This is a genomic window from Johannesbaptistia floridana (assembly GCF_057440575.1).
Window position 1 is genome coordinate 1 of record NZ_JALKVM010000214.1, and the last position, 13,958, is coordinate 13,958.

Sequence of the window (13,958 nt, forward strand, 5' to 3'; positions counted from 1 at the left end):
TTTCTGTCTTATTTGGCTGTTTGAGTAAATTTGAGTAGATTTTTAGAAGCGGTAATGGAGATATATACTGGACTTGTACTAGTGGAGGTAAGGCGGGTGTAGGTCAAGTTTTCCGCTACACTCCTGCAACTAATACTATTGAACTTTATGTAGAGTCACCAGGTCAACAGGTTTTAGATTATCCTGATAATTTAACCTTTACTCCCTACGGTCATCTACTGGTATGTGAAGATGGCAAAAATGAACAGTTTCTTGTGGGAATTACACCCCAAGGCAGATGTTATCCTTTAGCCAGAAATGCCTATAATAATAGCGAGTTCGCTGGCGTTTGTTTTTCACCAGATGGTCAAACTCTTTTTGTTAATATACAAAATCCTGGGGTTACTTTAGCAATTTGGGGACCTTGGCTAAATTTTGGTAATTGAATAAATAAAAATAAACTTCTGATATTGTTGGTACTAAAAACTATAAAAATGGAAAATTTTCGTCCCTGTAGAGAAATTGGTGCAGTTTATCGAGATAACTATTGTCAGTTTACTGTTTGGGCACCTTTTAGAGAACAAGTTGATTTGATTCTAATTAGCCATGACTCTCAACCAAATAAAATAATTCCTATGGAAAAAGATGTAGAGGGTTACTGGAGTACAAAAATTACTGAGATAGAATCGGGTAGTTTGTACTTATATCAGTTGGATGGAGAGTTACAATTTCCTGACCCTGCTTCATTTTACCAACCTCAAGGAGTACATGAACCTTCTCAGGTGGTAAATCATCAAGAATTTCAGTGGCAAGATAAGAGTTGGAATCCTCTCCCCTTAGCCGAGTGGATTATATACGAGGTGCATGTAGGTACATTTACTCAAAAGGGGGATTTTGGCGCGATCGCCTCACGACTACCTATTCTCAAAGCTTTAGGAATCAATACTATTGAAATCATGCCAGTAGCTCAATTTCCTGGGAAAAGAAACTGGGGTTATGATGGAGTATACCCCTTCGCTGTGCAAAATTCCTACGGAGGACCAAACCAGTTAAAAGAGTTAATTAACACCTGTCATCAAGAAGGTTTTAATGTGATTTTAGACGTAGTTTATAATCATTTTGGTCCAGAAGGCTGTTATGTTTCCCAATATGGTCCTTACTTAACCGATAAATATAACACTCCCTGGGGAAACGGTCTTAACTACGATGATGCCTATAGTAACCAAGTACGCAATTTTGTGATTAATAACGTTCTCTATTGGTTGAGAGAGTATCACTTTGATGGTCTGAGAATAGATGCAATTCACGGCATATACGATTTTAGCGCCCTGCACATTTTAGCAGAAATAGCCATAAAAGTAGAAGAACTATCGAAAGTAGAAAACAAAGACTTTTATTTAATTGCTGAAAGTGACTTAAATGACGTGAGAGTTATTCAAAGCTTAACAGAAAGTGGTCACGGGATGGCGGCACAATGGAGTGATGATTTTCATCATAGTTTACATACGCTTTTGACGGGAGAAAATGTCGGATACTATCAAGATTTTGGCAAAGTTGAACATTTAGCTAAGGCGATAAAATCAGGATTTGTGTATAGTGGTGAATATTCCCCTTTTAGAAAACGTTATCATGGTAATGACGCAAGCGATCGCCTTCCTCAACAATTCGTCGTTTGTAGTCAAAATCACGACCAAGTGGGTAATCGGATGCTGGGAGAACGTTTATCTAGTTTAGCTAGTTTTCCTAAACTAAAATTAGCGGCGGCTACTTTGTTATTATCTCCCTATATACCTCTACTATTTATGGGTGAAGAATACGGAGAAGATAATCCTTTTCTTTATTTTGTCAATCACTTAGATGCTGATTTAGTAGAAGCCGTTAGAGAAGGAAGAAAAAGCGAATTTGCTGATTTTCAAACCTCAGCAACACCCCCAGATCCAGCTAGTATAGAAACTTTTGAAAAATCTACTCTCAATTGGGACAAAATTAATCAAGGTAAACACCAACAGTTATGGCAATTTTATCAAAAGTTGATTACAATACGTAAAAATCTCAAAATTTCTGCAATTCAGCAAAAACCATTAGTTACCAATGATGATAGTATTTTATCTTTAAACTATCAACAAGAAGTAATAATTTTACTTAATTTTAGTTCTAATTTAGTCTCTTGGTCTCTCCCAGAAGGTAACTGGTTAAAAATTTTAGACTCAGAAAACATTCAACCTTCTCAAACAGCGATTATCTCCGAGAAAAATATCAAGATTAAGCCCTATAACTTACATATTTATCAAAAACAATAATTATGCGTATACCTACCGCTACCTACAGAATTCAGTTTTGTCCCAATTTTGGTTTTTCTCAAGCCCGCGCTATTGTTTCTTATTTAAAAGAATTGGGGATTTCTGATATTTATGCTTCACCAATTTTTCAAGCAGGAAAAGGAAGTCAACATGGCTATGATATTGTTGATGCTAACTCTCTTAATCGTGAATTAGGGACAATTGGTGATTTTAATAATCTGACAATAGAGGTACAAAGTCAGGGTTTAGGATGGCTACAGGATATTGTACCTAATCATCGGGCTTATAACTCTGAAAATCCCATGTTAATTGATATATTTGAACATGGCCCCATCTCCGAGTATAGTGATTATTTTGATATAAATTGGCATCATCCCTATCCTCAACTCCAAGGAAAAATATTAACTCCTCTCTTAGGAGACTTGTATAGTAATTGTTTAGAATCTGGAGAATTAAAATTAGTTTATGACGAACAAAATTTATGTATAACCTATTATGGTCTGAAAATTCCTTTGCGCATTGAATCCTATGGGGAATTTTTCACCTACAATTTAGGGAAATTAACTAAAAAACTGGGAAGAAATCACCCAGATGTGATGAAACTTTTGGGGATTTTGTACTTACTAAAAAACTTAGATTATGAAAATACACCATATCGGCAAAGAAAAGAACAAGCTAATTTTATTAAAAGCTTGATTGAGGAGGTATATTCTCAAAATAGTTTATTTCGTGAGTTGATTAATGATAATTTAGAACTGTTTAATGGGGAGGAGGGGAAACCAGAAAGTTTTAGTTTATTAGATAGTTTATTGAATCAACAATTTTTTCGGCTTTCTTATTGGAAAGTAGGGGCAGAAGAATTAAATTATCGGCGATTTTTTACAGTAAATGAATTAATTTCTCTGCGAGTCGAAGATCAAGAAATTTTCCTCAAAACTCATCAACTAATTAGTCAATTGGTAAAAGATGAGAAATTTACAGGCTTAAGAATTGACCACATAGACGGATTATATAATCCGAGGAGATATTTAGAGAAATTAAAAGAATTAGTAGGAGATATTTATATAGTAGTAGAAAAAATATTAGAAGCAGAAGAAGTGCTGCCATCAAATTGGCTAACAGAAGGCACATCAGGTTATGATTTTCTCAATCAAGTAAATGGAATTTTCTGTAAACAAGAAAACGAACAGCAGTTTAGCCAAATATATGACATGGTGACAGGGAGTAGCAATAATTATGCTGAGTTGGCTATAGGGAAAAAGCGTTTAATGGCAGAAACTAACCTAGTGGGAGATATAGATAATATAGCTCATTTTGTGCAAGAAATTAGTGAACAATACAGATACGGAAGAGATTTTACCCTGAGTGGATTGAGAAAAGCTATTTTTGAGGTTTTAGTGCATTTTCCCGTGTATAGGACTTATGTAGATGAAAAAGGTACAAGTAAAAGCGATCGCCAATATATAGAAGCCACTCTCGCTAAAGCTAAAACAGCCAATCAACTATTAATTAGAGAATTAAACTTTATTGAACAAGTATTGCTGCAAAATTATGACTCAAAATTTACTGCGGCACAAAAGCAACAATGGTTAAATATAACCATGAAACTACAGCAATACTCTGGGCCATTAATGGCTAAGGGTATAGAAGATACTCTATTTTATGTTTATAATCGTCTAGCCTCCCTCAATGAAGTAGGAGGTAATCCAGAAACCTTTGGAGTAAGTATCGAAGAATTCCATGAATTTAATCAGCAAAGATTAGAAAGTCATCCCCACAGCATGAGTACAACTTCTACCCACGATACTAAAAGAAGCGAAGATGCGAGGGCAAGATTAAATGTACTTTCAGAAATACCCGGAGAATGGGAACAAAAAGTAACCCTGTGGCGGCAACTCAACTATAACAAAAAAGCCAGAATTAACTCCCGACTGATTCCTGATGCCAATGACGAATATTTCTTCTACCAAAATTTACTAGGGGTTTTTCCCTTCAAACTAGAAGACCCAGAAAAATTAATTACACGTCTAAAAGAATACAGCATCAAAGCAGTCAGAGAAGCGAAAATTCATACAGCTTGGTTAAGACCAGATCAAGTATACGAAGATGAATTTTGTAACTTCATCGACAAAGTATTTGATTTTAGTAATAACGCCGAGTTTTGGGAAAACTTTACAGAATTCCACGCAAAAATTAGTTTTTATGGAATGCTAAACTCTCTATCACAAACCCTATTAAAAGTAACCTCTCCAGGAGTACCAGACTTTTATCAAGGTACAGAATTATGGGATTTTAGTCTAGTAGACCCTGATAACCGTCGTTTGGTAGATTATCAATTGAGAAAACAACTATTAACAGCCATAAAAACCGGAGATATCGAAGATTTTAAGCAGAATTATACTAACGGTAAAATTAAACTGTTTTTAACTCAAAAAGCCTTACAAGTTAGAAAAGAATACTTAGAAGTGTTCCAATCCGGCGATTACTTACCTCTAGAGGTGAGTGAAGAGAAAAATTCACATTTAATTGCCTTTGCTAGACATCAAGGAGAACAAGTAATAATTACTATAGCAGCCCGTCATTTCAATAGTTTAGTATCTCCCCCTCTGTTTCCCTTGGGAGAAGAAGTTTGGGGAAATAGTTACCTATCGATTCCTGAAAAATGGGGTAAAGTGTGGCAAGATACCTTAACTAATCGCACCATTGAGGGTGAAAATAAATTGCTGATTCGAGATATCTTTACAAGCTTGCCCTTAGCTTTGTTAAAATCAGTTAAGTGAAGAAATATTATAGAAATAAATGAAAATTAGCGAAGCAAGAAAATATATAAAAGAAAATTGGCATATTTTAACTCGTTCTCTTGCCCATATAAAAGATGCGGCAAAAGATCCTAAAGTATATAAAGAACCATCGCAACCATGGTTAGTTTATATTTCTCCTCAAGAAAACTTTGAGGAGGTGAATCAGCGTATTTCTGAAGCAATTAGTGAAGAAGAGTTTAAACAAATTGAACTGAGAGTTTTACCTGCCGAGTTTCCCGAAATAATAGAACATGGTCTACTCTATCTTCCTGGGGAATATGTAGTGCCGGGAGGAAGATTCAATGAACTCTATGGTTGGGATAGTTATTTTATTGTCTTAGGATTATTAGCCGATGGTGAAATTACCCTAGCTAGGTCTCAAATAGATCAATTACTCTATGAAATAAGCCACTACGGAAGCATCTTAAACGCTAATCGTACCTACTTGTTAACTCGTTCTCAACCCCCTTTTTTAACGCCAATGATTATGAAGTTGTGGGAAAAAGAACAAGATAGAGAATGGTTAGAATCTATATTGCCCATTGTGGAAAAATATTACTACTATTGGACAGTTCCCCCTCATCTAAATCCCGTGACAGGCTTATCTCGTTATTATGATTTAGGAGAAGGTCCAGCGCCAGAGGTGATTTATTCCGAAAGAGACGAAGGGGGTAGAACTCATTACGAAAGAGTCAAAGATTTTTATCGGACTCACACCCTGGATGATTATGATGTTAATTTGTATTACGATAAGACTCATGACTATCTGACAGACTTATTTTACAAAGGCGATCGCTCCATGCGGGAGTCAGGATTAGATATCACTAACCGTTTTGGAGCCTTTAGCGTGGATGTAATCCACTACGCTCCAGTATGTCTTAATGTTCTTCTTTACCAGATGGAAATTGATTTAGCGAAAATGAACCGGGATTTAAATAGACTCAATACAGTTGCTCTTTGGAAACAAAGGGCTGAAAAACGTCAAAAGCTAATTAACCAATTTCTTTGGGATGAAGAAGCAGGACTTTATTTTGATTATAACTTTTTAAATAACCATCGTCGTCCCTACGAATATTTAACGACTTTTTACCCTCTTTGGGCAGGTTTAGCGTCCAATGACCAAGCCGCCAGAGTAGTGGCCAATTTACCTAAGTTTGAAACTAATGGCGGTTTACGCACAAGTACTCAAGTAACAGGAAATCAGTGGGATGCCCCCTTTGGATGGGCACCTCTACAGTTAATTGCCGTGGCAGGCTTAGCTAGATATGGCTATAACGAGGAAGCGAGGCGCATTGCTGATAAATTTTTAACACTTCTGCTCCATGAATTTAATAATCGAGGTACCCTTTTAGAAAAGTATGATGTAGAAACTTGTTCAGCAAGGGTTGCTTACGAAATACATTTTGGCTACAGTAGTAATGAAATTGGTTTTGGTTGGACTAATGGAGTATTTTTAGAACTTTTAAACTATTGCAGTGAAGACAAATTTGTTTAGTCTTCATCCCAATAAAAGCAGCAAAATTATGATCATCGTTTACATGGTGTATAATTTTTTTGTCTACTAGCCTTTGACCCAATTTTACTGCATCTTCTGTAGATATATTGAATTGAGATTTCATCCATTCTACTGCTTCAGAACCTATAAAACACTTGGGATAAATTCTCCACTTGTGGAGACGATTTTTGATTTTTACACCCCCTATATTCCGCATTTTAGTCACTAAATCTTGGATATCAATTTGATTAACAAAATCCTTAGTGTCATGATTATTAGCCATATATGCTTCTTTGTCCTGCCTCACCTCATTTTTATGGTAAGTATTCACAAACAGTAGTGTTATTACAACTTGTTGAAGAGAGAATTTCGCATTGTGCATTAAAATTTTAACTCCGCCTCATTCAAAACCCGCTACCAGTTCAAATTCTAATTCGGTGTAAGAGAGACAATGCCCACCTTACTCATTCAAATCAAGTTTTTAACCCATGTACAAAGGGAGTCTGACGGGGAAACTTGGACTAGAGACTTAATAATAATATTAAGCCCCTACTGATTGCATTAAGCTTGCATTTCTTCAAGCACCTCTCGAACAATGTCAAAGAGTTTAGCGACGATATAATCCACAAAAGGTTTACCCTCAACATCCTCGGTGATCCAAGGGTCCATAATGACTGAACGTAGCACTGAAATGGCTTTGTCGTTATCATCATTCCCCGTTCCCTTGGGTAAGTCTAATAACCGTTCTTTGTAGTCATTAAAAAAGACTTCACCATAGCTATATTTCAGGAAATCTGTGGTACTTACTAAAATTTCATAGTTGTAAATGTCACGGCCATCAGGTTTAATGCTAATGCGATCATAAATAGCTTTATTGAAAGTATTCACTTCTTCGAGATTGGTGTTGAGTACCCCTCCAACTTTGTAATTAAAAGCATAGGTGAGAATATTCAAATCTGACCCCGTTTGACGCAAGGTATCGAAAATAGTATTTTCATCGATGATCAAAGAGCGAGGGGTTTGGCTCGATAGTTTTTCTAAGAAACGTGGAATCTCTCCTTCAAAAGGAGGAGTGGGAACGACAATAAAATCCTCCTGATTTTTGTCACTGTATTCCAACAGTTTCCAATGGAAAACTTTACAGTTGTAGATGGTGCGTCCTAAAATTTTGCCGTACCCTTGCCGTGTCGGACGAATAGCTGCATGGCTCAGATAAACCCCTGCTGCTGCAGCACCTGGTTTTGACCCTTCAATACCAAAGTCTCCCAGTAGCAATTCTTCATCGGTGGAGGCTCCGTCAGAGTTGATATAAGGGGCTGAAAAAGCAATCAAAGCTCGCATGGCCATATTACGATAACATAGGGCTCCTGCCGGATAGGGTAGATATCCAGTTTTATGAGGATCGATGGTAATAGTATCAGTATGTTTGAGGTTTTGATATTGAGCAATCACGTAGTCACTCATGGGTAACTGAGGAAGGGGTGTATCTTCAGGATCATCTAAGTTATCCCACAATAGGGCAGCATAATATCCTCCCCAAGCGCAGTCAGCATGAAGAACAAAGTCCACGTTCATGGGACGATACTTATCATTGCGTAAGCGGATCACCTCAGTTAAGGGATCAACATTACCCTCTTCAGTGCTTCCAAAGATAGATACCACAGAAATAATGGGGTGCTTGAGACCGGTTTCTGGGTCAGGGTTAACATATTGATCGATGGCCGCTTCAAGTTCAACCGCATCCATTCGACCATGGGTATCGAGGGCTACAGTGTGCATATTATTAACCCCCAGTCCCAAAATAGCAGCCCCTTTAGATAAGGAATAGTGCTTAGACGCAGAGACGAGCATCACTGGATTTCCCACGTTTGTTCCCTCTAAAAACTTTTTGGAAAAGTCGAGGAAGCCCATATTTTGCAGAGAATAGGGAGCAAGGGCATCATTAAAAGCATCTACTGTTACGCCATAGGTTGCCTCATTTTCTAATAAGCGGTTAGAAAGACTTAACACTTCGTCCACTGATAGGTTCAATAACGCCCAAGTGTCTAGGTTACCAATAGGATGAGAGGTTTCATCAGGCAAGGTAACGGTAAACATCGTCAGGAAATCCTTGCCTAAGTCAGTTCCTAAATCTTTAAGGGCTTCTTTGAAGGAAAGAGGATAATATTTAAGGTTACGGGCAGCCCAAATCGATTCAATATTAGCGGTTGATCCCCCACAGGTCAGATGTCCCCAAGGCTGAGGATTGGTCTGCTTATAGCCCAACATTAGACATAAGTCCCGACAAGCTTCTACTTCTAAGACGGTGGTGATGGGAGACGCTTCGAGGGCGACGTTATTTTGGTTGTACAACATGGCCGCCACATAGCCCACCATTCCTGGGATGGTCTGATCCCAAGTCATATGACCTTGGTAGCGCATACTTGCAAAGGGAGCAGATTTTTTCAGTTCAGCCAACATGATCTGGAACTCGCTTTTAATGGTATCCACCGCCGTTAGATAACCAGGCTCTCGTTTTATGGCCTCGGTAATAGGAGAGGGATCACTCGGATGAAAATTGCGTCGCCAAAAAACGTGATCGTTAATTCCGAGTAAAATTAAGTCGGTAAATAACTCAAGGTTTTCACCCCGTGGCCCAAGAAACCAAGCGGCCACTTCTGGTTCGGTTTCTTCTTCTCCACCGAGTAAATCTTGGAGCGTTTGGCTAACAATACGCTTTTTACCTGATAGTTGAGCAATAGAATGAGAGGCTAATAAATCCCCTACTGCTTTCTTTAAGTTACTGAGTCCTTCGCTCGAATAGTTAGGGGTTAAATCTACAGGAAGTTTAGTCATTATTAGTTCTTGTGTTAATCATCAGTAATGGAAAGTTTTCGAGAGGGGCGATCGCGGCTACCATGAACCGAAGCTATCGCCTCATATCAATGCAGCAGCAATCACAGCTGCACTGATTTCAAGGTTTTAGTCGAACCTCGTTAGCTAGTTAGCTTTTCAGTATCATTAAGTTATTAAGAAAAATCTCAGAGAAAGTTAGGTTCTTTCTTCTCTATTCCTTCTTAGTTTTATCACACCTTGATATCATTATTTAAAAATAGATTTTTGTCAAGTATTTATAGTTTTTTCGTTTTTATGTTGACTAACAAGTCAATCTACTCTTGGGGTTATCCTGGACAAAAATAAAAATGATTATTATTAAGTTCATTCTCAATAAGCAGAAAAATTTCACCGCCTAGGAGCGAGATCCGCTTCGCGGTGCGCCCAATCCAAACCCAAATCTCCACAAGCTTTTCAACCACCCTGTCACCCCGTCAGCTTCAAGACTTCAAGACTTCAAGACTTCAAAACTTCAAAACTTCAAAACTCATAATTCATCCCCCACCGTAACTTTGGGTAAAGATGCGAGGGTCTGAGTTACCCTGTCTCAGTTTTTGCAGATTCAGCATGGTTGACTCGGTTAAACCGTATTACTCCTCAATCAAATTGCTGCCGACTCACCTCCATAACGATTGGGGTAAGGAGAAAACCTGCTTGAGTTTTTTCTAAAAGCGATCGCTCTTTGAGAGATGTTACGGCACTAATTAATTCTTGAGGAGAATTATTTGACAATTTATTTTGTAGCTCTAAGATTGATAGTGGTGTTTCTGCCTTGACAATTTCTTGAACAATTTTCTTTTCTAAACTTGATAATCTAGTTAAAGTCTCTAAGATAAAAATACTTACTTCTCCTGTTAATAAGGTAGTTGTTAAAAAATCTCCCACATTGCCATCAAAAACCTCTGAAATAGTATTAGCTGCTAACTTTAACATGAGTGGATTACCTTGATAAGCTGCGATGAGAGTATGCCAATTTTCTACCCCAGAAAGACCTTTTTCTCTCAATATTTGATATGCAGCTTCCCCTAATCCATTTATAGTAATTGATTTAACTGGAGATTGTAATCCTTCTAAAAAAGAAATTTGTTTAATTTTTTCTCGACTATTAATAATTAAACAGCTTTGATGTGGAGTTGTACCAATTATATGTATCAATTGACCAGCGCCTTGGTAGTTATCTTGATATTTTCCTACTAATTCTCCCTTGCGTAACATTACTTCAAAACCGTCGAGTATTAATAAGCATTTTTGTGCTCGCAAAATGGTAACTAATCGTAAAATTTGCTCTTCTAAGATATTAGTTTGTTGAGCAAAATGATTACTTTGAATAGACAAAGATTGACATAAATTTTCTAGTAAATTACCAAGACTAGAAAATTGATTAAGGGATAACCAAATAATCCTCTCAAATTCTCTTTGAATTGTTTCTACTAGCTTTACTGTTAGGGTGGTTTTCCCCACTCCTGCCATACCCAAAATTCCCACAATTTGGCATTTTTCCTCGATAATCCAAGTTTTTAAAGTCTCTAATTCTAGATAACGCCCATAAAAATTCTGATTAACAGGGGCATCTCGCCAATCTAGATGATTATCATCACTTCTAATTAAGCGATGATTAGTCTCCTCAGCTTGATATTGATTAACTAGTATTTGTTGTAGCTTAGTTAATTTTACTGGTCCTCGACCATTAATCGCAAACTTTTGATAAATCTCACTTAAACGCTTTCTCACTGCGTCTCGGCTAATTGTTAATTCCTCCGCCATTATTGTCGTGGATTTCCCCTTCATAGCTAATAAAAGTACATCTTCTTCGGATTTAGACAGATTATGCGAGTTGGCTACATTTTTTAGGAAATCTTCTGGGATCATTTTGTTTTTCGTATTGATACAAATTATTTATTTTCGGCTCAACTTTCAGTCTAACTCATAAGCGTGAGTTAAATACTATCTTTCATTCTCATAATTTTTCTTGGGGTGAAATGCCTATCATTCATAGATTGAGACTTTAATATAACTAAAGTTAAAAGTTGACATACTCATTTATATGTTGTTATGATGAAAAAAATCTCATTCATGTGAGAAAAGTTATGGGGTTCTAAATACTTGTCAACATCCCACCACTATAATCGGAGTACCGATGATAGTGGGGGCTTGCAAAAGCCTATAGTTGACCAGTCTTAGTTCTAATCAAACTACGTTTTTAAAGCCATCACACCTACAAATACCTCGCCAGTTTGTAGCTTCTGTGGTTAACAGTTAAACATCTGTATTTGGGCTAAAGAAGTGCTGTTAACTTGACAAACTTTAAAAACATTGACGAGGCGACCTTTACCCTAGAAATAGGAGTTAAACTCATGGGAGTTTTTGTCTTAGATTCCCAGAAAAAACCATTAAATCCCAGCCATCCTGGTAGAGCTAAAAAGTTACTCAATCAAGGGAAAGCAAGCGTATTTGAACGTTATCCATTTACCATTATCCTTAACTCACACCAAAGCATCAAAACCTATTAGCCACAAATACTGTAAACCTATTCACAAAGCGGATGGATATAACTATGCAACATAAATTATGTCCCTCATTTCCTCTCATCGCTAACCTGATGAGAGGTTTAGCGAGAGTCTCCATGAGGGCGGAAAGATGAACACAAAAAAAAGAATTGCTCTCATCTCAGTACACGGGGATCCTGCTGTAGAAATAGGTAAAGAAGAAGCAGGAGGCCAAAATGTATATGTGAGGGAAGTGGGAGAAGCGTTAAGTAAACTGAGTCAACAAGGATGGGAGGTAGACCTATTTACTCGTTCAACTAATTCAGAATCACCGAAAATAGTTAATCATAATCCTCATTGTCGTACTATTCGTTTAGTGGCAGGAGAAGAAAAATTTATCCCCAGACAAGAAATATTTCCTCACCTCCCAGAATTTGTTAAGGAATTTCAAAAATATCAAGCTAATCATAATTATCAATATGACATAATCCATACTAACTATTGGCTATCGGCTTGGGTAGGTATGGAATTAAAAAAACACCAAAATATTAAACAAGTTCACACCTATCACTCCTTAGGGGCAGTAAAATATCAAAATGTTCAGTTAATCCCAGAGATAGCAAATTTACGTCTAAAAGTTGAAAAAGATTGTTTAGAAACTGCTGATAAAATTGTCGCAACTAGTCCACAGGAAAAAATACAGATGGAGAATTTGGTTTCCCCCCAGGGAAATATCACAGTTATTCCCTGTGGCACTGATATAGAACGTTTTGGAAAAATATCTCAATCTCAAGCGAGATTAGCTTTAGGTATACCAGGTTCTAGTTTTGTGGTTCTCTATGTGGGCAGATTTGATCCTCGTAAAGGTATTGAAACTCTAGTTAGAGCAATCAATCGCTCTAAATATAAAGGTATGCCAAATCTTAAACTTATTATAGCAGGAGGTTCTCGTCCGGGACATAGCGACGGCAAAGAACGCGATCGCCTTGAAGCTATAGTAGATAAACTAGATATGAGAGAATTCACCACTTTTCCCGGAAGACTGGGCAAAGAGAATCTCCATCTTTACTATGCTGCCGCTAATGTTTGTGTAGTACCTAGTCATTATGAACCTTTTGGTTTAGTGGCAATTGAAGCTATGGCCAGTGGAACTCCAGTAGTAGCTTCTGCTGTAGGAGGTTTAAAATATACAGTTATTAATGAAAAGACGGGGTTACTCTGTCCTCCCCAAAACGAATTTGCTTTTGCTAAAGCGATAGATAAGATTTTAGGGAATCGAGATTTACAGATTAGTTTCGGCAAAGCGGGAAGAAAAAGAGTAGAAAATAATTTTAGTTGGGATGGTGTTGCCACTCAGTTAAGTAATTTATATTTATCTCTACAGCAAGAATCTCCTGTAGAAATCTATGCCCTTGGCGCTTAATTTTTGCTTCTGCCTTCTCCCCTAGTTATAGCAGGGATCGCAGTAGTGTTAACAACATTTATCACTAACTTTTCCCCCCAACCCCCCTTACTAAGGGGGGCTTTTCATCATTTTTGTCAACATCTATTGGCTCATTGCTATAACTTGCGTGTAACGCACTGTTATATCAAGTAACGCACCATTAATTATCTCGTAATCAGCAAGCTTATCTCTGTACTTAGACTGTAGGGTGCGTTAACGAAGTGTAACGCACCATTAATTATCTCGTATTCAGCAAGCTTATCTCTGTACTTAGTATAGTAAAAAAAGTCAATGAAATGATAATATAGATACAATTTATCTACAAATCAACTATAAATGACTGAAAATATCGCCACAGAATTAAATAATCTTCTTAATCAAAATGCTGATATGTGGGAATGGGAAAAGATAACAACTTCCTTACAAAGCCAAATCATGGCCACCTTGACCACAGTTAATATCTCGTAATCAGAAGACTGTAGGGTGCGTTAACGCAGTGTAACGCACCATTAATTATCTCGTAATCAGCAAGCTTATCTCTGTACTTAGTATAGTAAAAAAAGTCAATGAAATGATAAT

10 protein-coding genes are annotated in these 13,958 nt (G+C 37.2%); 7 read left to right on the forward strand and 3 right to left on the reverse strand.

Annotated features, from left to right (window positions below):
* The first annotated feature begins 62 nt into the window (after positions 1-62).
* The 4 genes from MW688_RS13960 to MW688_RS13975 are packed head-to-tail and all read left to right on the forward strand — an operon-like array spanning position 63 to position 6,575.
* Positions 63-425, forward strand: a complete 363-nt coding sequence (locus MW688_RS13960; protein WP_486736634.1) for an alkaline phosphatase PhoX — start codon at positions 63-65, stop codon at positions 423-425.
* A 48-nt stretch (positions 426-473) separates the two neighbouring features.
* Positions 474-2,279, forward strand: a complete 1,806-nt coding sequence (gene treZ, locus MW688_RS13965; protein WP_486736624.1) for a malto-oligosyltrehalose trehalohydrolase — start codon at positions 474-476, stop codon at positions 2,277-2,279.
* A 2-nt stretch (positions 2,280-2,281) separates the two neighbouring features.
* Positions 2,282-5,059, forward strand: coding sequence for a malto-oligosyltrehalose synthase (gene treY, locus MW688_RS13970; RefSeq protein WP_486736625.1), 2,778 nt, complete (start codon positions 2,282-2,284; stop codon positions 5,057-5,059).
* A 19-nt stretch (positions 5,060-5,078) separates the two neighbouring features.
* Positions 5,079-6,575 (forward strand): trehalase family glycosidase, encoded by a 1,497-nt coding sequence (locus MW688_RS13975; protein WP_486736627.1) that lies wholly within the window; start codon positions 5,079-5,081, stop codon positions 6,573-6,575.
* Here the strand turns inward: MW688_RS13975 and MW688_RS13980 are convergent.
* From MW688_RS13980 to MW688_RS13990, 3 genes are all read right to left on the reverse strand, one after another.
* A complete protein-coding gene (locus MW688_RS13980; RefSeq protein ID WP_486736628.1) occupies positions 6,520-6,858 on the reverse strand; it encodes a hypothetical protein in 339 nt (112 codons plus the stop codon). The two genes, MW688_RS13975 and MW688_RS13980, sit on opposite strands and share 56 nt — an antisense overlap.
* A 278-nt stretch (positions 6,859-7,136) precedes the next feature.
* A complete protein-coding gene (locus tag MW688_RS13985) occupies positions 7,137-9,410 on the reverse strand; it encodes a pyridoxal phosphate-dependent decarboxylase family protein (protein ID WP_486736629.1) in 2,274 nt (757 codons plus the stop codon).
* A 636-nt stretch (positions 9,411-10,046) separates the two neighbouring features.
* Positions 10,047-11,318 (reverse strand): helix-turn-helix transcriptional regulator, encoded by a 1,272-nt coding sequence (locus tag MW688_RS13990; protein ID WP_486736630.1) that lies wholly within the window; start codon positions 11,316-11,318, stop codon positions 10,047-10,049.
* Between the two features lie 425 nt (positions 11,319-11,743).
* Here MW688_RS13990 and MW688_RS13995 point away from each other — a divergent pair, with 425 nt between their 5' ends.
* The 3 genes from MW688_RS13995 (at position 11,744) to MW688_RS14005 (ending at position 13,847) form a co-directional block, all read left to right on the forward strand.
* Positions 11,744-11,959, forward strand: a complete 216-nt coding sequence (locus MW688_RS13995) for an RRXRR domain-containing protein (RefSeq protein ID WP_486736631.1) — start codon at positions 11,744-11,746, stop codon at positions 11,957-11,959.
* Positions 11,960-12,086: 127 nt separating this feature from the next.
* On the forward strand, positions 12,087-13,358 hold the full coding sequence (locus tag MW688_RS14000; protein WP_486736632.1) for a glycosyltransferase: 1,272 nt from the start codon (positions 12,087-12,089) through the stop codon (positions 13,356-13,358).
* 357 nt (positions 13,359-13,715) lie between these two features.
* Positions 13,716-13,847 (forward strand): hypothetical protein, encoded by a 132-nt coding sequence (locus MW688_RS14005; RefSeq protein WP_486736633.1) that lies wholly within the window; start codon positions 13,716-13,718, stop codon positions 13,845-13,847.
* The last annotated feature ends 111 nt before the right edge of the window (positions 13,848-13,958 follow it).

What these genes read in the sequence shown, in the direction of transcription:
- treZ (WP_486736624.1), top strand. Translation starts at nt 474, where the DNA reads ATGGAAAATTTTCGTCCCTGTAGAGAAATTGGTGCAGTTTATCGAGAT.
- MW688_RS13975 (WP_486736627.1), top strand. Translation starts at nt 5,079, where the DNA reads ATGAAAATTAGCGAAGCAAGAAAATATATAAAAGAAAATTGGCATATT.
- MW688_RS13990 (WP_486736630.1), bottom strand. Translation starts at nt 11,318, where the DNA reads ATGATCCCAGAAGATTTCCTAAAAAATGTAGCCAACTCGCATAATCTG.
- MW688_RS14005 (WP_486736633.1), top strand. Translation starts at nt 13,716, where the DNA reads ATGACTGAAAATATCGCCACAGAATTAAATAATCTTCTTAATCAAAAT.
- treY (WP_486736625.1), top strand. Translation starts at nt 2,282, where the DNA reads ATGCGTATACCTACCGCTACCTACAGAATTCAGTTTTGTCCCAATTTT.
- MW688_RS13980 (WP_486736628.1), bottom strand. Translation starts at nt 6,858, where the DNA reads ATGGCTAATAATCATGACACTAAGGATTTTGTTAATCAAATTGATATC.
- MW688_RS13985 (WP_486736629.1), bottom strand. Translation starts at nt 9,410, where the DNA reads ATGACTAAACTTCCTGTAGATTTAACCCCTAACTATTCGAGCGAAGGA.
- MW688_RS14000 (WP_486736632.1), top strand. Translation starts at nt 12,087, where the DNA reads ATGAACACAAAAAAAAGAATTGCTCTCATCTCAGTACACGGGGATCCT.